Source organism: Burkholderia sp. Bp8992, assembly GCF_003853705.1.
GTDB lineage: Bacteria > Pseudomonadota > Gammaproteobacteria > Burkholderiales > Burkholderiaceae > Burkholderia.
This window is the reverse complement of sequence record NZ_QTQI01000036.1, coordinates 1-21914: the sequence shown is the minus strand read 5'-3', so window position 1 is coordinate 21914 and position 21914 is coordinate 1. Positions and strand designations below refer to the sequence as shown.

Sequence of the window (21914 nt, the reverse complement as noted above, 5' to 3'; positions counted from 1 at the left end):
GCCCGCGCGTTACTGGGCCGCGGGGGCCGCTGCCTGCGACGCGCCGTGCTTGTGTCCGCCGCGATGGGCGGCGGCGCCCGACGCTGCCGATGCACCCGACGCCGCGCCGGCGCCGCGCGCGCCCGATGCGCCTTTCGGCTTGTCGGCCGGAATCGAGATCTTCGAGCCTTCGCGCAGGCGGTCGGAGCCGTCGGTCACCACGCGCTCGCCGAGCGCGATGCCGCTGACGATGCTCGTGCGTTCGCCGTCGACCGGGCCGATCGTGACCTTGCGGACCGTGACCGTGTTGTCGGGTTTCACGACATAGACGAACTGGCCGATCGAACCGGTCAGCACGGCGGAGGTCGGCACGATCGTCGCGTTGCGCAGCACGTCGACGAGCAGCCGCGTGTTCACGAACTGATTCGGGAACAGCATGCCTTCCTTGTTATCGAAGTTCGCGCGCAGCTTGACCGTGCCGGTGCTCGTGTCGATCTGGTTGTCGAGCGTCGCGAGCGAACCCGTCTCGAGCGGCACCGTGTTGTTGCGGTTGTACGCGGTGACCGACAGCTTCTGGCCCGCGTTCACCTGCTTGAGGATCTGCGGCAGGTTGTCTTCCGACGTCGTGAAGATCACGCTCATCGGCTGCAGCTGCGTGATCACGACGATGCCGTTGGTGTCGCCCGGCGTCACGTAGTTGCCCGGGTCGACCTGGCGCAGGCCGACGCGGCCCGACACCGGCGCCGTGATGCGCGCATACGTGAGGTTCAGCTTCGCGGAATCGATCGCGGCCTGGTCGGTCTTCACCGCGCCTTCGTACTGCTTGACGAGCGACGCCTGCGTATCGACGGTTTGCGACGCGATCGAGTCCTGCGACAGCAGCGTCTGGTAGCGCTTCAGGTCGAGGCGCGCCGTCGCGAGCAGTGCGGAATCGCGTGCGTGCGTGCCTTCGGCGTTCTCGAGCGACACCTGGTAAGGGCGCGGGTCGATCTGCGCGAGCACGTCGCCTTTCTTGACGATCTGGCCTTCCTGGAACGACACCGACTGCAGGTAGCCCGACAGCTGCGTCTTGACCGTCACGTTCGCGAGCGGCGTGACGGTGCCGAGTGCGGACAGCACGATCGGCATCTCGCCTTGCGTCGCGGTCGCGACCTGCACGGGCTGCGGAACGTTCGCCATCGCAGCGGGGCCGCCGCGGCCGCGATGGCCGCCTGCGCTGCTGCCGGCGGCTGCGCTCGCACCGGTCGCCGTGCTGCCGGCCGCCGGCGTGCGGTTCCACGGATGCCACCACAGCAGGCCGCCGATGGCGACGACCGCGACCGTGCCGATCATCAGCGTGCGGCGCGGACGCCGTGCGGCGGGCGACACGGGGTCTTTCGAAGGGGGCGTGGGCTTTTGTTCGTTATCCATCGTGATCTGTCAGGAAGACGGCGCGGCGTGCCGGAAATCGGACTGCTGGGCTGCGCGTGGGCGGGCGGGTGACGGGACGGGGTGGCCCGGCTCGGTCCGGGGCCCCGCCGACTCGCGAGAAAAGAGCGTTGTGCACCGCGAATGCGGCGCGACGATGGGCATGATCCTACGTCCCGTCCCCGTTACAGTCCAGTGGTCTATCTTTCAACGGGTTACGGTCGTTACAGAACGCGACAGGACGATGACGGAACGATTACACGCTGATGCGCCGGGCCGGTGCGCCGCCGATCTCGCGCGTGATTTTCGCGATGCATTCGTGCAGCGCGGGCACGACGTTTTCCTGCAGCCATTCGGGCGAGCACTGGTGCGCCGCGCCGCCGCAATTCACCGAGTAGCGCTGGCCCGACGGGCCGACGAAACCGGCCGCGACCGCATTCAGGCCTTCGCGCCATTCGCCGATCGCGATCGCGTGGCCGTCGCGCATCGCGTCGTCGAGCGCGGGCGTCAGGCGTGCGGACACGTGCGGCCAGTCGTCGCCCGCCGTGGTGCGCAGGGACTCGAGCAGCAGGCGCCGCTCGTCTTCCTCGAGTGCGGCGAGATACGCGCGGCCCACTGCCGTGCGAGCGATGTCCATCCGCGAGCCGATTTCGAGGCGCGTGACGAGCACGGCCGAGCGCGGCCGGATCACGTCGATCGCGACCATGTCGAGCCGGTCGCGCACCGCGAGGTGCACGGACAGCGACGTGCGTTCGGCCAGCTCGATCATGAACGGCCGCGAGCGCGCGCGGATGTCGAAGTTGCGCAGGAAGCCGTGGCTCAGTTCGAGCACCGACGCGGTGAGCACGAAGCGCTCGCTGTCGGGCAACTGGAACAGGAAGCCGGCGCTGACGAGCGTTGCGGTGATGCGCGAGACGGTCGGCTTCGGGATGCCGGTCAATTCGGTCAGTTCGCGGTTGCTGACGGGGGCGTCGGCCGCCGCGATGCGGCGCAGCACGGCGAGGCCGCGGGCGAGGGCGGTGATCTCGTCGGGTGACGATTCACGGTCCCGCGACGCGGGAAGGGTTACAGTTGTCGACACGAGGGATTCTCTCTAATTCCGAAACTCGATTTCAATTTTGTTGGTATTGTAGGACTATTGTCAAAGGATGCATGTTCCGCGGGTGAACCGGTCATTGGATGAGATTTTACGGGTTCACCCTTGGTTTATTAGGAAAACGCTCAAATCAGCGTTGCCAGAAAGTGCATGAACCGGTGCAAATACCGCTTGACTTGTCGGGCGGAAACGGAAAGAATGTCTCACGTTTTCGAAACATCGTTTCAAGAGTTTAACCGGCAACGATGTTTCGCGCAGTCTCTCAGGTTCTAGCACGGCCCTCGGAATGGCTAGAACTTTTTTAGCGCCACGGTCTCCGTGGCGCTTTTTTTTGCCCGTTCTCCGGCGACCGCCCGGTTTGCCGCGATCGAAAGCCCGCCGCTTCGCTGCTTCGGGGCCGGCACCGCTTGCCGCGTCCTGCACCATCCACTGCCTACCCCCCCGATTTTAATTAATTTCTGCTATCGGGAAAATTTCGCCGATACGTCGTCGGTCGTCGCGCGTTTTTCATCGGACAAATCCTGTGCGTCGGCGGGGCTGCTCGAACCTCGCCCATCCGTCCGTGAGGAGCCTGTCGCCCCCTCGTGCCGGAGCCCCCCTATGCAAAAGTAGGAGGGTGACCCATCCCGGCCAGACGCGCACATCTTCAGAATCCAGATACGGGCTGATGCGAAGACCTCGCCGGCCCGCGTCCGCAGTACAGCATGACGTCCAGCCCGTATCGCTGGTTGACCCCTTGGATGGAGGTCATATGTTCAGTACCCGCGCGTGTTGCAGCAGTGTGGCGGCACTGTTGCTCCTGATGTGCGCCGTTCCCTCGTTCGCCCAGTCGTTCCGCGTCCAGTGCCCGTTCACCACGCCGTCGCATCCGACCGCGCTGGCGCCCGGTGTCGGCGAACCCGCCTACACGAAGCCGACCTACACCGGCCAGACTTCCACGTCGACCGGCACCGTGAACGGGGCGATCAAGTGCCAGCAGATCTCGGGCGGCGACGGCTACGCCACGATGGCCAACGGTGTGCAGACCTATCTGTTCGCGTTCGGCCCGCTGTCCGGGCTCGCGGACGTCAAGGCCGGGCTGCCCGGCACGCAGCTCGCGTCGGTGTTCAACACCGTCGGCGATCCCAGGACGGACCCGACCTACAACGGCGCGGTCGGCCTCGCGCCCGATCCGGATGCAGGCGGTGCGCTGACCGGCCACGTCGATCCGCGCCCGATCATGGACATCGGCGTGATGAACGGCAACCAGCCCGCGCCGCTGATGGCGATCGACGAGGACGACGAGTTCTTCCTCACGCTCACGAACGTCGGGATGATCATGCGCCCGGACCTGTTCGAGAGGCATACGGTGCACTTCCACGGCTATCCGAACGCGTCGTCGTTCTATGACGGCGTGCCGGACGCGTCGGTCGCGATCAATATCGGCGCGAGCTTCACGTACTACTATCTCGCGCCGGATGCGGGCACCTATTTCTGGCACTGCCACATCACGCCGCCGGAGCACCTGCAGATGGGCATGGTCGGCCAGATCTACGTGCGGCCGCGCCAGGATCGCGTGCCGAAGGGCGTGTCGCTGTACGAGGCGCTCGTGACGCAGCAGTCGGACCTGCGCACGCGCTGCGGCAACGACATCCTGTGCTCGACGCCGCTGCCGCCGCAGAACAACGGCCTCGTGCGTGCGGCCAACGCCAACATTCCGGCGACCACGCCCGAAACGCTGTCGCTCTACGCCTACAACGACGGTGACGGCTCGACCGCGTACGACGTCGAGTATCCGATCCAGATCCATGGCTTCGATCCGAATTTCCACTTCGTCGGCATGACGTTCAATCCCGAGCCGTTCACCGACATGAAGGACAAGTTCTTCCTGCTGAACGGCCGCAGCTATCCGGACACGGTGACAGAAGGGGCGATGTCGACGCCGGCGTCGGACAGTTCGATGCATCCGTCGCAACCGCTGTCGACGCTGATCAACATTCCCGCCGGCGGCCGCGCGCTGTTGCGGATCTCTGATCTCGACGTGACCGAATACCAGACGCTGGCGTCGCTCGGCATCCCGATGCACGTGATCGCGATCAACGCCCGCATGCTGCGCGACATGGCCGGCAACAACATGGCCTACGACACGAACTCGATCACGCTCGGAGGCGGCGAGTCGCTCGACCTGATTCTCGACGCCAGCGACAAGACGAAGTACCACTCGGGCCAGATTTTCTACCTGTACACGCCGAACCTCGATCACCTGTCGAACGATCAGGAGAACTTCGGCGGCCTGATGACCGAAGTCCACATCTGCAGCGCGGTGGACCCGGTCACGAAGCACTGCACTCTTTGATGACCAGGGCCCGCCCGCAGCAGCGGGCGGGGCCCGGCCGGGAAGTCCTGCCCTGAGGAGAAAAGCCGTGGGACACATCACTCATCATGCGTGGACCGCGACGCTCGCCCGTCTCGGACGGCTCGCACGCGTCGGCGTCGCAACGCTCGCCGCGTTGCTGTCGGTGCACGCGCAAGCCGCCGCGCCGGGCATCGCCGGCAAGGTTTTCAACCTCACGGCCCAGGAGGCGCGCATCACCCAGCCGGACGGCACGAGCGTCTATTCGTGGGGCTACGGCTGCGCGGCGACCAGCGCGACGCCGCTCGTCTTCTCGCCGTCGACGATTACCGGTGCGACCTGTCCGACGATGCAGATTCCCGGTCCGACGCTGATCGTCAGGCAGGGCGACGTCATCACCGTGACACTCACCAACAACCTGCCGGCGGCGGCCGGCAACACGTCGATGCTGTTTCCCGGCTTCGTCGTGTGCACGGGCACCCTGAGCCCGGACGGCAAGACCTGCACCGGCACCTCCGGCGTTGCCGGGCTGCTGGCGCAGGAAGCGCCGCACGGCGCGACGGTCACCTATACGTTCGTCGCGGCGACGCCGGGTACGCATGCGTACTACAGCGGCACGCAGGGCGACCTGCAGATCGAGATGGGGATGTACGGTGCGATCATCGTGCTGCCGAATACGGCGGTCAACACGGCGGGCTGCATGGCGCTGCCGGATTCGGGCCGGCCGTTCGGCCAGCGCGATTTCCGCAACGCAGTGGCGGCATTCGACAACAGCGCCGCCTGCTATGACCGTGAGTATCTTTTTCAGTTCTCCGAAATGGATCCGCGCATCCATCAGCAGGCGGAGCAGCAGGTCGCGGCGAATACGTCGTGCACCAAGCCGACCGGCTGCATGACGGTCGAGACCGAGCCGTATCACCCGGCCTATTTCATGGTCAACGGCCGCTCGATGCCGGACGACATGGATCCGAACTACGCGCCGCAGTACCCGCACCAGCCGTACAACGGCAACCCGCACATGCATCCGGGCGAACTGGTGCTGCTGCGGATCATCGGCACCGGCCGCTGGCAGCATCCGTTCCACGAGCACGGCAACCACGTGCGCGTGCTGGCGCGCGACGGCAACCTGTTGCTCAGCCCGGTCGACCCGAGCCACCCGGCGAACCCGCGGCAGCCGGCCGGGCCGCTGCTGTTCACGACCACCACGACGCCGGGCGCGACGATGGACGGGATTTTCTACTGGACCGGCAAGGGCCTGAACTGGGACGTCTACGCGCACTACGCGGGCGACGGCTCCGTCTGCGTGCCGGACGCGAACGGCTACTACACGACGGCGTCGAATCCGCCGGCGCCGCGCAGCGCGCCGAACTACTACGAGTGGTGCCAGGACCACGGCAAGGCGCTCGAGAAGGCGCCGTTCGGCAAGGTCGCGAGCGGCGGGCCGGTCACGTTGCCGGACTCGAACATCCTGACGAACGGTTTCTGGTATGGCGGCAGTCCGTATCTCGGGCCGGACGCGACCGTGCGTGCGACGGCGCCGACCGGCACGTCGCCGCCCAGCAACACGATCCTGAACCCGCCGGCGACGGAAGCAGGCTTCGCGTTCATGTGGCACTCGCATAACGAGCGCGAGATCACGACGAACAACATCTTCCCGGGCGGAATGATGATGATGATGCTCGTTGATCCTCCGGTATTTCCGATCGACGAATCCAATTAGGGGTGGGGAGAAAGGCGATGAGATCCACCAAGCTCACGGCGACGCTCCTTGATCTGTTCAAGGCGGGGGTCGCGGCATCCATCTTGCTGACGGCAGGCGAAGCCTGTTTCGCGCAGGCGGTCGTCAATCTGACGGCGAAGGCGTCCACGGCGTTGATGCCGGACGGGCAGGCCGTGCCGATGTGGGGCTACACCTGCACGACGGCCGCCAACGCGACGGTGCCGGCGGCAAACGCCACCTGCGCGGCGGCGAATCCGGCCGCCGGCGCGAACTGGTCGCCGGTGGTCGTCACCGTGCCGGCAGGGCAGCTGCAGATCAACCTGACGAACAACCTGCCGGCGCCCGTGCCGACCTCGCTCGTGATCGTCGGCCAGCTGGGCGGCGGTCTGGGCGACAAGCCGACGACCACGCCGAGCCCGGTCCATCCGACGCAGACGGCCACGACCTGGCCGATCGTCACGGCCACATCGACCGCGCCGCTGGCATCGTTCGTGCCGCCCGCGCAGGGGCCGCGCGTCCAGTCGTTCGGGACCGAGGTGGCACCGTCGACCGATCCGAAATCGCACACGACGCTCACCTGGGCCAATCTCAAGCCCGGCACCTACCTGCTCGAGTCGGGCACGCACCCGTCGATCCAGGGGCCGATGGGCCTCTACGGGGTGCTGGTGGTGAAGAGCCCGACCGTCCCCAGTTCGACGTGCGCATCGACGAAACAGGCCTATCCGAATTCGGTGTCCTGCTATGACGCCGACGTGCCGCTCGTGATGGGCGAGATCGATCCGGTGCAGAACGCCGCGGTTGCCGCGGCCGTCGCGACCAAGGGCTTCAGCGAAACCGCTGCGTGGTCGGGCCAGCCCGGCGGGTGCGGCGACTCGAAGTCGGTCACGTTCGGCACCTGCTATCCGCCGGTGGTGAACTACGATCCGCGCTATTACCTGATCAACGGCGTGGCCTTCGATCGCACCAACCCGAACGCGTCGGCTTTCCCGCCGAGCGCGACCGTGCCGCCGTCGACCGGGCAGGTGCTCGTGCGCCTGGTGAACGCCGGGCTGCGCATGCACGTTCCGGCCGTGGTCGGCGCGCAAACGGGCAATCCGTCCGTTCCCGGCTTCACGCTGGTCGCCGAGGACGGCAACGTGATTCCCGGCGCCGCGCGCATCCAGAACGCCGTGTTCATGGCGGCCGGCAAGACCTATGACGTGATGCTGAACGCGCCGGCCGCAGGTGCGATGCCGGTGTACGACCGCGAGTTGAGCCTGTCGACCAACAATATGCGCGATGGCGGGATGCAGGGCTACATCGCGGTCAACAACGCCCAACCGTCGGCGACTGCCGGCATCGGCGAAACGCCGACCGCCGCGGGCGCGAACTATTACTTCGTGCCGGGCACGACGCTTGCCGTGTCGGATCCGGCCAAGGGCGTGATCGCGAGCGACTCCGGCGTGTACGGCGTGAAGGTCCAGACGCCGCCCGCGAGCGGCACGCTCACGTTGAATACGGACGGTACGTTCACGTATCTGTCGAGTAGCACTGCGAACGACAGTTTCGTCTATCAGTCGACCAACGGCACGCCGCCGGTGACGGCGAAGGTGACGCTGACCGCCTGCACCACGAGCAACAAGTGCCTGTCGGTCCCCACGGCCGGCAATGCGAGCTTCTCGAGCAACATCGCGTCGCAGGTTCAGATCGGCGCGCCCGGCGTGCTCGCCAGTGCGAGCGATCCGGCCGGGCTGCCGCTCACCGCGCAGATCGTCGCGTCGAGCGCGACGAACGGCACCGTGACGCTGAATCCCGACGGCTCGTTTACCGCGGTGCCGACGACGCCGCGGGTCGGCAACGGCGCGGCGGCGCAGACGATGACGTTCCAGTACAAGGTCACCAATACGCAGAACCAGACGAGCGCGAATGCAGGGACCGTGACGGTCACGTTCAATCCCGGCAGCGGGCTGGTCGTGAACGTGATGGACGCGCCGAGCATGGCGCCGGATGCGACCGCGCCGAACAAGGCGGTCAAGCTCACCGACTATCGCTGGATCATCGAGGAAGACCGCACGATGCAGATCGATCCGGCCTGCCAGGTGAATTCCGCGACAGGAAGGCCGGCGAACTGCCCGCCGCTGCCGGTCCCGAGTCTCGGCACGAACTTCCACACGAGCTACATGCCGGTGGTGGCGGCGGGCTGCGTCGGCACCGTCGCATGCGAATCCGGGCAGACCGTGTACGACCCGGTGTCCAACACGCACGTGGCGACCGTGTGCGACGTCGGCAACGGCGTGTGCCGTACCGGCCCGAGCGTCTCGCAACAGACGCCGGTCGATCCGAAGTACGTGGCGCTCGATCCGACCAAGCATTACTACATCTCGATCCTGCCCGGCGATGCGGGCAATACGTTCACGAACGGCGGCGGCGTGTCGCCCGACGGCAAGCGGCAATTCAGCATCGCGCTCGACTGCCCGTCGGGCCCGAGCGGCGCGGATTTCGCGCCGGGCACCGGCAAGTGCGGCCACGGCATGGGCGGCGCGCCGATCGCGCCCGCGCAGATCGCGGCGGCGAAGGCAGGGCAGACCGGCGCCGGACAGGCCGGGCAGCTCAACGTGCTGCTGACTGAAACGCCGTACCAGACCGCGAAGCTGTCGGTGTTCGTGTTCGAGGACGATGCGCCGCTGAACGGCGAAGTGGATGTCAGCGGCGGGTCCGACGGATTCGGCACCTCGCGCGAGCCGGGGCTCGGCGGATTCGAGATCAAGCTCTGGGACGATGCCGGCGGCACCGGCGACCCGACCGGACAGATGACCTACGACATGTTCAACATGCCGCTGTCGAATTCGCTGCAGGGCACCATCGATCCGCTCACCGGGCTCAACGCATGCCCGATCTCGACGGCGACCGACGGCCTGGTCGGCATGATCCCGACCTGCCCGAAATACGAATCGGACGGCAAGACGCTGTCGCCGCTCGTCGGCCAGGCGATCATCGCCAACCTGATGCCGGGCCGCTACGGCGTGATCGCGACACCGGCGGCCGACCGGATCGGCCGCGGCGAGGAATGGCTGCAGACCAACACGCTCGACGGACAGAAGGCGCACGACGCGTTCATCAAGGTCGGCGGCCCCGCGTACTTCCAGGAGTTCGGGCCGGCCGGCTATCACGTGTCGATCGGCTTCGCGAATCCGAAGATCATCAACGGGCGCAGGACCAACGCGGCCAAGACCGGGATATGCGACACCGGTCCGTGCCCGAACACGCTCACGGGCCGCGTGACGAACCTGCACTACAGCCGCCCGCCGAACGAGAACCTGTACAGCAGCGGATCGCGCGATTCGCTGGCGTTCTCGCAATGCTATGTGAGCGTCGGCGATCCGGACAGCGAGGATTACGGCTTCACGAAATGCGACAGCCAGGGCCGGTTCACGATCAGCGGCCTGCCGAGCGGCACGACGCGCATCACCGTGTTCGATCAATGGAACGACCAGATCGTCGACGGGCTGGCCAAGGCGGTGCAGTTGCCCGCGGCCAACGGGAGCACGACGGTCGACGTCGGCGACCTGTCCGTGCTGCAGTGGCATACGAACCTCTATACGCGGACCTTCATCGACCTGCACGGCGACGGCATCTCGCACCCTGACGACCCCGGCGTCGCGCTGGCGTCGGTCAACATGCGGTTCCGCGACGGCAGCTTCTCGAACTTCAACAACACGGACGGCAACGGCTACGCGCCGTTCAACGAAGTGTTTCCGCTGTTCAACTGGTATGTGGTCGACGACGACCTGACGCGCTTCAAGTCGACCGGCACGCACGTGGTGTACGACGCGGGCGGTCCGGTGGACGGCACCGGCGCTGCCGGCAGCGGGAACTCGACGCTGGCCGCGAACTTCGCGAACACGGCCGAAACCCTGCCGCTGCCGTCGAACCTGCGGGTGCCGGGCGCCCGGTATTGCGCGGACGCGGACTGCGCGTCGACCGGCAGCGGATCGACCGGGCGGGTCGATCCGCCCTGGGTGACCACGGAGGCATGGCAGGGCTTCTCCGGCCAGAACTCGTTCATCGAGTACGGCAAGGCGCCGTTCGCGAAGGGCGAGAACGGCGGGATACGCGGCGAGGTGATCTATGCGTCGACGCGGCCGTTCGACGATCCGACGCTGCTGATCCACACGAAGTGGACGCCCAATGTGCCGAACGTCACGGTCAACCTGTACCAGGAAGGCACGGCCACGGACGGCACGACCAACCTGACGCTGGTGGACACGACCAAGACGGCGAGCTGGGACGACTGGGCGCAGGGCTTCCGCGCGGACGGCGTGACGCCGAACATGAACTGCCCGGGCCAGGATCCGAACGACCCGTTCTACTTCACGCTGAAGAACAGCACCAACTGGCTCGACCCGCAACATCGCCAGCTGCCCGCGAACGCACAGTACAAGTGCTACGACGGCATGCACGCGTTCAACCAGATCCAGCCGGCGCCGTATGACGGGATGTACAAGTTCCCGAGCGTGACGGCGACGGATGCGAACGGCAAGCCGGTCGCGTCGAACTGCACGATCTGCGTCGGGAAGAATCCCGTCGACGGCACGCCGATGCTGCCTGCCGGCAAGTACGTGGTGGAGATCATCGTGCCGCCGGGCTACGAACTGGTGAAGGAGGAAGACAAGAACATCCTGATCGGCGACAACTACATCGCTCCGGTGACGCAGCAGTTCGGCGGGATCGGTGCGATCTTCATCCTCCCCGACCAGGCCGCGGTGAATTCGACGTACAACAAGAACAACCCGCAGAACCCGACCACGAACCTCGGTTCGACGCCGCATGCCGAAGGCGACACCGGCAGCGTCGAGCGGTTCTGGCCGTGCGTCGGCGAGTTGCGCATCGTGCCGGACTACATCAGCCTGTTCCCGGGATCGAAGGAAGTCGCACCGTTCGCGGGCGCGTCCCGGCATCTGTGCGATCGCAAGGAGGTGATGCTGACCGACGAGGAATCGGTGCTCGCGAAGTTCTGGGTCTTCAGCTCGACGCATGTCAGCGCGCACTACACGGGCTTCATGCTCGACGACTTCTCGTCGGAGTTCGATCCGTATTCGCCGCAGTTCGGCGAAAAGTTCGCGGTGCCGAACGTGCCGGTCTCGTTCAAGGATTTCTCCGGCAACGAAGTCTCGCGCACCTACACGGATCAATGGGGCATCTATAACGGACTGACGTTCTCGACCTGGGAAGTGAACCCCCCGAACCCGACCGGTTATGCGCCGACGATGATGGTCACGTGCATGAACGATCCGGGCCCGATCCCCGATCCGCAGCACCCCGGCAAGACGATGACCGATCCGCTGTACAACCCGGCATACAGCCAGTTCTGTTACGAGATTCCGTTCATGCCCGGACAGACGCAGTACATGGATACGCCGGTGGTGCCGGTGCAGTCCTTCGCGGACGGCTACAACCAGCCCGACTGCGCGTATCCGGATGCGACGCCGGCGATCTCGAGCGTGACCGGCGACACGATCGGCGCAGGTGCGGGCCCGTGGGTCAGCGCGCCAGGCAAGCCGCTGACGATCAACGCGCTGGGCGACCAGCAGGTGGTGAACCACGCGTATACGGGACCGAGCCAGACCGCGGCGCCGTTCAACCAGAAGTTCATCACGCGCCACTACGGCTTCGGCGCGACGCAGGGCACCGGCACGGTCACGATCGCGGGCGTCAATGCGCCGGTCGTGTCGTGGAGCGACTCGAAGATCGTCGTGCTCGCGCCTGACCTGAGCCTGCCGTCGCTCCCGTCGCTGAAGGTGCCGTCGACCTGCACGATCCAGCAGATGGGCGCACCCGCGACGCAGTGCGGCGAGCTCGTGATCACGGCCGGCAACGGCAAGCGGTCGATCGATGCGATCACGGTGACGATCGGCGGCAAGGCGCCGACCTACGTGAGCGGCGAGAACGGTGCGAGCAATGCGCTCCAGACCGCGATCAACAATGCGAGCGCGGGCGACATGATCGTCGTCGGTCCGGGCACGTACAACGAGATGCTGGTGATGTGGAAGCCGGTGCGGCTGCAAGGCGTGGGTGCCGCGTCGGTGACGATCAATGCAAATACGCATCCGTCCGGCAAGCTCGATCCGTGGCGCAGGCTGATCGCGTGCCTGTTCGGCACATCGCTGGACGGCGGGCTGATTTCGTCCACGTACGACTCGACGAAGCCGATCTCGCCGACCAACAACCCGTACGATCCGTCAGGCACCTATCAGTGTTCGACGCAGATGCAGGGGCACGTGGACCCGATTCCGTTCGAACCGACCGTCGGTTGGGACAGCACGCAGAACGGCAACCTGGGCGAGCTGCTGATCGAACCGTCGCTGATGGGCGCGTACGAAGGTGCGGGCATCACGGTGCTGGCCAAGGGTGTGCAGCCGAGCACGAACTGCACCGCGAACGGCATCTGCACGCTGCTCACGGCGCACGACTGCACGACGGATCCGAACAACCCGAACTACAGCAACTTCCTGTGCAACCCGTCGCGCATCGACGGGGTCACGGTCACCAACAGCTCGCAGGGCGGCGGCGGGATTTTCCTGCACGGCTGGAACCATTACACGGAGGTCTCGAACAACCGCGTGACCGGTAATGCCGGCACGCTGTCGGGCGGCATCACGGTCGGCCAGGTGGAAGTGCCGGACGCCAACATCGCCGCGGACGGCGTGACGCAGTTGCCGTTCATGTACAACACGTTCGTCAACGTGCACCACAACGCCGTCACGGCAAACGCGTCGTATGGCGACGAGATCAACTCGACCACGCCGTCTTCGGCCGGTGGTGTGACGCTCTGCACGGGCGCCGACTACTACCGCTTCAACTACAACTGGGTCTGCGGCAACATGACCAGCGGTGACGGCGGCGGCGTCGCGCACTTCGGGTTCAGCTACAACGGCGACCTGTCGCACAACGTGGTGTTGTTCAACCAGAGCAACAACCCGACGTTGCCGACGTATGGCGGCGGGATCATCGCGCAGGGCGTGCCGCCCGACGGCACGTTCTGCGAGAACAGCCTCGTCGACGTCGACTGCGCGCCGCAGCTGTCCGACGGTATCGGCCCGGATCTGGTGATCGACGGCAACCTGATCATGGGCAATACCGCGGAAAGCGGGAAGGGCGGCGGCCTGCGGCTGCAGAACGTCAACGGCACGGAGGTGCAACGCAATCTCGGCAACCCGAACAAGTGGTACCAGGTGCGCGTGATCAACAACATCATCGCGAACAACGTGGCCGGCTGGTCGGGCGGTGGCGTGTCGCTGCAGGATGCGGTGCGCGTGAGCTTCATCAACAACACGGTGATCGCGAACGATGCGACGGCGTCGGCGGGCGTGCTCTTCAATACGCCGGCCGCGGCGCAGTCGAACGTGGCGCCGCCCGGATGCACGAGCAGCCCGAACAGCGCGGAGTCGACCTGCACGAGTTTCATCGAGGCATCGACGCAGCAGCCGGCCGGACTGGAGACGGCGACGCATACGCAGAACCTGATGACGGCGTTCGTCCCGCCCGCGGGTTTCACGGGGCAAATCACCTGTCCCGCGAACGAGCCGAACTGCACGAAGTTCTCGAACCCGGTGCTGAGCAACAACCTGTTCTGGCAAAACCGCTCGTTCTACATCTCGGTGAGTTCGCAGCCGAACCCGAACATCCCCGGCGTGCAGAACGCGGTCACGCTGAACCCGACCTTGAACCAGAAGGGGCAATCGACAGGCTTCTGCGTGACGGGCGGCACGACCCCGCCGTTCTACTGGGACATCGGCGCGTATGGCGACACCGGGCCGGCCAATCACCAGTCCGGGCTGACCATGAACCCGCAGTACTCGATCATGACCAGCACGGCGGGCTATGCGGCGACCAACAAGGCATCGGACCCGCAGACGATCAGCCAGTACTGCAACGGCTCGCGCGTGCCGCCGGAAGCCGGCGGGAACGGCTTTGCCGTACCGCCCGGGATCGCCGACGCGGTGTTGCCGAACCCGCTGTTCGGGCTGATGCCGGCGGCCACGCCCGATGAAGGCAACCAGTGGATCAACATGTCGTACGGGCCGCTGTCGCTGTTCAACGAGGCGCTCACGCCTGGCAGCGCGGGCTACAACGTGATGATGGGCAACTACTCGATCAAGGGCTCGTCGCCGGCGATCGGGGCGGCCACGGCATCCGGCGCGCCGAACCACGATTTCTTCGGCACGCCGCGGCCGCAAGGCAACGGCTACGACATCGGCGCGGTCGAGTACGTGGCGCCCGGCCTGCTCGGCGGCCTGCTCGGTGGCGGCACGCCGATCGACCCGCTCGCACTGGGGAGCCAGCTGACCGGCCTGGCCGCACTTCTCCCGCCGGGCCATGGCGGCTTCCCGGGTGGTGGTGGCTTCCCGGGTGGAGGCGGATTCCCGGGCGGACACGGCTTCCCGGGCGGCGGAATCCCGGGCATCGGCGGAATCCCGGGTCTGTTCAACGGTGGCGCGCCGCTGCCGCCGATCGTGGCACCGGCGCTGAGGCGGCTGCAGGCAGGGGCGCGGCTCGCCCCCAGGGCGACTCGGCCGCTGCCGACCGGCGCGTTGGGGCAGTCTCCGGCGCTGGCGCGGCCGCCGTCGAATGCGCTGCTGCAGGCCCCGGCCAGGGTGCCGCCGCGCGCCCGCCCGCAGGCGCCTGCGCAGACACGTGCACAGACACGCGCGCTGCCGCCCGTGCGGCTCCCTGCGCCGACCCCGGCGCAGGCGCTACCCGCGCCGCTTACGGGAGCGATGCGATGAAACGGGCGGCCTTCCGCGCGGCATCGATGCTGCTGCTCGCGGGCGGTGCGAGCCTCGCCGCGGTCCGGCCTCAGCCGGCCGCGGCCGGGCAGGATGCACCGGCCAAGCCGGCGGCTGGCCGGCACTCGCCTTACCTGCCGGTGAGCCTGCCGCGGCAGGCGAAGGCCTATTACCAGATGGCGAAGGGCGTCGACGATCTGCACGTGCGCAGCACCGCGTCGGGCAACCTGATCCGTTTCAGCTACCGCGTGACCGATCCCGAGAAGGCGCGGCTGCTCGCCGACACGAAGGCGACCGTCTATCTGTACGGAGAAACGAGCCACGCGATGCTCGTGATTCCGGTGATGGACCAGATCGGCGCGCTGCGGCAGACCGGCCAGCTCGAGACCGGACACGAGTACTGGATGGTGTTTTCCAACAAGGGAGGGCCGATCAAGCGCGGCGAACGGGTCAGCATCCTGATCGATTCGCTGCACATCGACGGGCTGGTGGTCGAGTAATCACATACATGCGCATGCCGCCGCGCATCGACAACGGGCGGCCTGCATGCGGGGAGAGCAGTCATGAACCGGTTTCTTTTCAAGTCGATTTCGGCGGCGTGTGCCGCCGGCTTGTTGACTTGCGGCCAGGTCGCATCCGCGGCCTCGGCGGCGGGGAATGCGCAGGCGGCGTCGGCGTCGCATATGGACGCGGCGCAGATCGCCGAGCGCAATGTCGCGGCCCGTGGCGGGCTGCAGGCGTGGCGGGCGGTGTCGTCGATCAGGATGACGGGGCAGCTCGATGCGGGCGGCAAGAAGAACGTCAGGCTGCCGTTCACGCTGACGTTGAAGCGGCCGCACAAGAGCCGGCTCGAAATCCAGTTCGAGCAGCAGACCGCGCTGCAGGTGTACGACGGCTCGCAGGGCTGGCTGGTCCGGCCGTACCTCGGCCGCAACGACGTCGAGCCGTATACGCCGGCGCAACTCAAGTCCGCCGCGTCGTCGGCCGAACTCGACGGTCCGCTGATCGACTACGCGAACAAGGGCACCACGATCCAGGCGCTTGGCATGGAGCAGGTGGAAGGGCATCGCGCGTATGTGCTGAAGCTGACGTCGAAGGACGGCGCGTCGCGCCGCCTGTGGGTCGACGCGTCGAGCTTTCTCGAACTGAAGATCGATGGCGAGCCGCGCGTGCTGGACGGCAAGACGCACGGCGTCGCCGTGCTCTATCGCGATTACAGGAAGGAAAACGGCCTCGTCATGCCGCACACGCTCGAGACCGTCGTGAGCGGCGTCAAGGAGACGCACCGGATCACGATCGAGCACGTCGCACTCAACGAGCCGGCCGACGACACGATGTTCGGCAAGCCGCCGCTCACTTTCGCGAAGGCGCCGAGTCACCCGGCCGAGACCCGGACGAGGTGACGACCATGGGACGGATCGGATCGTGGGTGCTCGCCGGCTGCGCGATGGCGGCCTTGTGCGGGTGCGAGCAATTGCCGGGGCAGGGCCTCGGCGTGGACCAGATCGTCGAGAAGAACATCGCGGCGAGAGGCGGGCTCGACGCGTGGCGCAAGGTCCGGACGATGGTCTGGTCGGGCCATGTGGACAGCCCGAACGCGCCCGTGCGCGACATGCCGTTCGTCCTTGCGATGAAGCGGCCGAACAAGACGCGCTTCGAGATCACCGTGCTCAACCAGAAGGCCGTGCGCGTGTTCGACGGCCGCGAAGGCTGGAAACAGGCCGCGGGCGTCAGCGCCGGCCTGCGGCCGTATACGCCGGGCGAGCTGATGTCCGCGCGCGACGAGCAGGTGATCGACGGCCCGCTGTTCGACCACGATGCGAAGGGCATCGGCGTGACGCTGGACGGCGTCGACCGGATCGGCGGGCACGATGCGTACCGCCTGGCGGTGAAGTTGCCGTCCGGCGCGGTACGGCACGTGTGGATCGACGGGCGGAGTTTCCTGGACGTGAAGGCCGACCGCCAGGTGCGCGGGCCGACCGGCCCGCTCACGGTGGAGGTGAACTATGGCAACTTCAAGCTCATCGACGGCCTGCAAATCCCGCTCAGGATCGAGAGCGGGACGGCGGCCTCGCCGACCAAGGACACGCTGATCATCGACAAGGTGTCGCTGAATCCGCCCCTCGACGACGCGCTCTTCGCCCGGCCCGTCGCGCCGGGCGGACGCCGTCCGGCGTCGCTCGATGCGCGCGTATCGCCGGCCCCGCCGGGCGCGGGCCGGCCGACGGTACGGCCATGAACGGCATCCGGGGGCGAGCGCGCGCCCTCGCGGCGGCGTGCCTGCCGGTCTCGCGCGGGCAGCTGGCGCGGTGGGTGGTGCTGGCCGCGTTGTGCGCGGGCGCAGGTCACGCGATCGGCGACGAGACAGCGGCACCCGCCGTGCCGGCGGACGCGGGGGAGGCAATCTTCCAGCGCGGCATCCTCGGTTCGGGCGCGCCGCTCGAAGCCGTGCATCAGGACGGCGTGCGCCTGAAAGGGGCCGCCGCCGCCTGCATCAATTGCCATCGGCGCAGCGGGCTGGGCTCGAAGGAAGGCAACAACATCATCCCGCCGGTCACGTGGCGCTACCTGGTGCATCCGCGCGCGCAGACCGCCGAGGATCTCGACATCCCGTACGTTCCCGGCATGCGCACCGATCGCGAGCCGTACACGGAAGAACGGCTCGCGCGTGCCGTGCGTGACGGGATCGATCCGGAAGGCAGGCCGCTCGGCAGACTGATGCCGCAATACGCGCTCGGCGACGCCGACATGGCCGCGCTGACCGGCTATCTGAAGCGTCTCGATCGCCGCAAGCCGTCGGGCGTGACCGACACGGTGCTGCATTTCGCGACGATCGTCACGCCGGACGCGGACCCGGTGAAGCGGGCGGGCATGCTCGACGTCCTGCAGCACTACTTCGCGGACAAGAACGCGTTTCCGTTCGGCACGACGCCGCCGCTGCGTTCCACGCGAAAAATGATGTTCATGGTCAATCGCCGCTGGGAACTGCACGTCTGGTCGCTCACCGGGCCGCCGGACACGTGGCATGCGCAACTGAACGCGTATCTCGAGCGGCAGCCGGTGCTGGCCGTGGTGTCGGGGCTCGGCGGCCGGAACTGGGCGCCCGTCCACGACTTCTGCGAGGCGGAGGCCGTGCCGTGCCTCTTTCCGAACGTCGAAGTGCCGGTCGAGACCGATCACGATTTTTACTCGGTGTACTTCTCGCGCGGCGTGCTGCTCGAGTCGGACCTGATCGCGAAGCGCATCCTGGACGAAGCCGGCGCGCGGCCGGTGAAGACGGTCAGGCAAGTCTATCGCGCGGGCGACAACGGCGAGCGCGGCGCACAGGCGCTTGCAGCCGTACTGAAGGCGCGCGGCATCGCGGTGTCGAATCACGCGCTCGCCCCGCGCGACGGCGTCGCGCGCGCGTTGCGCCGGACGCCGCGCGACGACGTGCTCGTGCTGTGGCTGCGGCCGCCCGACCTCGCGGCGCTCGAGCACGTGCCGCCGGCGGCGGACACCGTGTTCATGTCGGGGCTGCTCGGCGGGCTCGACAGCACGCCGCTGCCGACGAGTTGGCGCGCGGTGACGCGCGTCGCCTATCCGTTCGACTTGCCCGAAGGGCGGCGCGTGCGCGTCGACTATGCGTTCGGCTGGTTCACGATCCGGAAGATTCCGATGGTCGCGCCGCAGGTGCAGGCGGATACCTATCTCGCGTGCGGCCTGCTCGCCGAGACGCTGAGCCACGTGGTCGACGCGTTCGTGCGCGAGTACCTGGTCGAGCGCATCCAGGACATGCTCGAACGCCGCATCCTGACCGGCTACTACCCGCGCCTGACGCTCGCGACCGGGCAGCGCTTCGCGTCGAAGGGCGGCTATATCGTCCGGTTTGCCGGGCCGGACCGCACGAAGATCGCCGCCGACGGAGACTGGATCGTTCCCTGAGCGGAGCGCGCGTCGAGATGGGGGAGGAATCAGACCGTGTATGGAGGAAGTCTCCCCATGCCGGTTCTCGCGGGCGCTTCGCACAATGAAGTCATCGCGCGACGTTCCGATGTCGCGGTGGCGCAGCGCGGTGCACACCGCGTGAGGGGGAAAACAGCCATGACAACGTTTCCTGTCGATCGTGACATGCGTCATCGCTGGCTGCATCGCGGCTGGATGATCGTGATCGCGGCGCTCGCGATGCTGCAGGTGTCCGTCGGGCACGCGTTGCCGATCTTCGCGCGCCAGACGGGGCAGAGCTGCGTCGCGTGCCATGCCGGCGGACAGTTCCCCGAACTCACGCCGTACGGGCGCCTGTTCAAGCTGAACGGCTACACGTTGGGCGAGCGCACGATTCCGCTCGCGGCGATGGCGATAGGCGACCTCAGCAAGACGCGAGCGAACAGCGACGCCAGCGGCAATCCGGTCACGCCGAAGAACGGCCTGCCGATCTTCGACTTCGCGAGCGTGTTCCTCGCCGGGAAGATCACCGACCATCTCGGCGGCTTCGCGCAATTCACCTATACGAACTACGATCATCAGGACGCCAACGGAAAATGGAAAGGCTGGTGGGCATCGGACAACACCGACTTCCGCTTCGTCGACCGGATCATGTCACCCGCCAACGATCTGATCTTCGGCCTGACGCTGCACAACAACCCCACCGTGCAGGACGTCTTCAATACCGCGCCGGCCTGGAGTTATCCGTACATCGGCTCGGCGATCAGCCCGGTGGCCGGCGTGCCGGTCACGCCGATCATCGAAGGCGGTCTCGCGATGCAGGTTGTCGGCATGGGCGGATACCTGTACTGGAACAAGACGGTCTATGCGGAGTTGACCGCCTACAGCACGGCCGACGGCATCTGGTCGTTCCTGAGCAAGGGCAACCACGCGGGCAATCCGGACCACCCGCAGGTCTATTTGCGCGGCTACAACCCGTATGCGCGCATCGCGCTGACGCGCGACTGGGGCCCGCACAGCCTGATGGTCGGCGCGTTCGGGCTGAGCGTCGACGTCTATCCGAACGATCCGAACAGTTTTCCGATCTTCGGCTCGGGCGTGACGCGCTATCGCGACTACGGTTTCGACACGCAGTACCAGTACCTGCTGGAGCCGCACACGATCACCGCGCAAGCGCGCTACGTGCGCGAGAACATTCACGATCCGAACAATTTCATCGTGAGCGACAACACGGCCGCGAACCTGAATTCGTTGCGGCTCAAGGCGTCGTACATCTACCAGGCCAAGTATGGCGTCAGCCTGTCGTTCTTCAATACGACGGGGACCGCGGACAGTACTGCCTATGCGGCGAGCGCGAACTTCCATCCGAATACACAGGGCTGGACGCCGGAAATATTCTGGATGCCGGATCAGCACGTGCGCGTCGGCATCCAGTACACGCATTTCACCAAGTACCTCGGCGCGACGACCAACTACGACGGCAACGGACGCAACGCGAGGGACAACGACACGTTGTTCATCTATCTATGGCTCGCTTCGTTCTGACATCCGGCGGGGCGACGGGTATTACGGCAGGGAGAGCGCTGACATGAACAAGGTGACCCATTTCGCTTGGCTTGCGCTGGTGCTGGCGGCATCGGGTTGTCACGACCTGGAGCGGTCGCGGGAAGTCGACAATCCGGCCGTATCGGGCAAGACCATCGCGCTGCAGGTGTGCTCGAACTGCCACGGCGCGACCGGCGTGTCGGTGTCGCCGGTATTTCCGAAGCTCGCCGGACAGCGCAAGGAATATCTCGTCGATCAGTTGAACGATTTCAAGCATCACGCGCGCGCCGATCCGAATGCGAAGCGCTACATGTGGGGCTTCACGCATCTGACCGATGCGCAGATCGACCAGCTCGCGGAGTATTTCTCGAGCCAGCCGGCGGCGCTCGGCGAGGTCGGCGATCGCTTGCTCGTTGACACGGGCAAGGCGATCTTCATGGCGGGCCTGCCGGACAAGGGCGTGTCGGCCTGTGTCGGGTGTCATGGCCAGCATGGTGAGGGCATGACCGGGTTTCCCCGTCTTGCCGGCCAGCACGCGGACTACGTGCTGAAGCAGCTGAGGGTTTTCCGCGAAACCGACACGCGGCCGCGCGGCGCGGTCATGAAGTCGGTGTGCTCGAACATGACGGAGCAGGACATGCGCGCCGTCGCGGCGTATGTCGAGGCGTTTCCGCTGGAAGCCGACGCACCGGCGAGCCCGGCGGCCGAGCAATGAGCAGGCGCCGCCGAACCGGCGTCCCGTGCGGCTGGTGCCGCGCGGCGGGCAGACGAACGGCGCCGGCGGCGATCGTTTAGGTGTCTCGTCTCCCCCGGGGCGGGGCGCCTCTTTTTATTCGAACCCGATGGTTCCATCCTGGTGAGCTCATGAAAGCCATTCCATCGTCACGCGGCGGCATGACATCCGTTGCCGCGTCACTGCTTCGGCTGCATCGGCGCCTTCGTGCGCCGGCCGCGGTTCGCGCGTATGAGCCGGGCGACGACCTTTCGTTCCTCGCGCGCCTGTCGCTGTTCGACTGGCTGTTCGCACTGGCGCTCGTGGCGGGCGCGGGCCATGCGCTCGTGCACTACAACGCGCACATGGATTACTACGACAAGGCGGTGATGATCGGCACCGTGCCGGCGCTCGTCGCGCTCGGCTGGCGCTGG

The 21914-nt window shown here is 66.7% G+C and carries 11 protein-coding genes and 1 pseudogene; 10 read left to right on the top strand and 2 right to left on the bottom strand.

Annotated features, from left to right (window positions below; translation table 11 throughout):
- Window positions 1-9: 9 nt before the first annotated feature.
- Together DIE03_RS34110 and DIE03_RS34105 are read right to left on the bottom strand one after the other, a co-directional pair.
- The gene (locus DIE03_RS34110; protein ID WP_124456516.1) at window positions 10-1389 is read right to left on the bottom strand and encodes an MdtA/MuxA family multidrug efflux RND transporter periplasmic adaptor subunit; all 1380 of its coding nucleotides are present in this window, start codon (window positions 1387-1389) and stop codon (window positions 10-12) included.
- Window positions 1390-1642: 253 nt separating this feature from the next.
- Window positions 1643-2467, bottom strand: a complete 825-nt coding sequence (locus tag DIE03_RS34105; protein ID WP_124456515.1) for an IclR family transcriptional regulator — start codon at window positions 2465-2467, stop codon at window positions 1643-1645.
- 766 nt (window positions 2468-3233) lie between these two features.
- On the opposite strand from DIE03_RS34105, the gene DIE03_RS34100 reads away from it, so the two are divergent.
- The 10 genes and pseudogenes from DIE03_RS34100 to DIE03_RS34055 all read left to right on the top strand — a co-directional run.
- Window positions 3234-4817 carry a multicopper oxidase domain-containing protein gene (locus tag DIE03_RS34100; RefSeq protein ID WP_124456514.1) on the top strand — a complete coding sequence of 528 codons (1584 nt, stop codon included), beginning with the start codon at window positions 3234-3236 and terminating at the stop codon, window positions 4815-4817.
- Between the two features lie 67 nt (window positions 4818-4884).
- Complete coding sequence (locus DIE03_RS34095; RefSeq protein WP_124456513.1) at window positions 4885-6534, top strand: multicopper oxidase domain-containing protein; 1650 nt, start codon at window positions 4885-4887, stop codon at window positions 6532-6534.
- A gap of 17 nt (window positions 6535-6551) precedes the next feature.
- Window positions 6552-15299: a choice-of-anchor Q domain-containing protein gene (locus DIE03_RS34090; RefSeq protein WP_124456512.1), complete on the top strand. Its 8748-nt coding sequence runs from the start codon at window positions 6552-6554 to the stop codon at window positions 15297-15299.
- Window positions 15296-15799: a hypothetical protein gene (locus DIE03_RS34085; protein WP_124456511.1), complete on the top strand. Its 504-nt coding sequence runs from the start codon at window positions 15296-15298 to the stop codon at window positions 15797-15799. The genes DIE03_RS34090 and DIE03_RS34085 overlap by 4 nt, the downstream gene beginning before the upstream one ends.
- A gap of 63 nt (window positions 15800-15862) precedes the next feature.
- On the top strand, window positions 15863-16702 hold the full coding sequence (locus DIE03_RS34080) for an outer membrane lipoprotein-sorting protein (RefSeq protein ID WP_124456510.1): 840 nt from the start codon (window positions 15863-15865) through the stop codon (window positions 16700-16702).
- A 5-nt stretch (window positions 16703-16707) separates the two neighbouring features.
- A complete protein-coding gene (locus tag DIE03_RS34075) occupies window positions 16708-17538 on the top strand; it encodes a hypothetical protein (RefSeq protein ID WP_124456509.1) in 831 nt (276 codons plus the stop codon).
- Window positions 17535-19223 (top strand): c-type cytochrome, encoded by a 1689-nt coding sequence (locus DIE03_RS34070; protein WP_124456508.1) that lies wholly within the window; start codon window positions 17535-17537, stop codon window positions 19221-19223. Before DIE03_RS34075 ends, DIE03_RS34070 begins: the two co-directional genes overlap by 4 nt.
- Before the next feature lie 159 nt (window positions 19224-19382).
- On the top strand, window positions 19383-20768 hold the full coding sequence (locus tag DIE03_RS34065; RefSeq protein WP_185658280.1) for a cytochrome C: 1386 nt from the start codon (window positions 19383-19385) through the stop codon (window positions 20766-20768).
- A gap of 43 nt (window positions 20769-20811) precedes the next feature.
- On the top strand, window positions 20812-21483 hold the full coding sequence (locus tag DIE03_RS34060) for a cytochrome c (protein ID WP_124456507.1): 672 nt from the start codon (window positions 20812-20814) through the stop codon (window positions 21481-21483).
- Window positions 21484-21662: 179 nt separating this feature from the next.
- A pseudogene (locus DIE03_RS34055) lies at window positions 21663-21914 on the top strand (c-type cytochrome biogenesis protein CcsB); the annotation flags it as partial.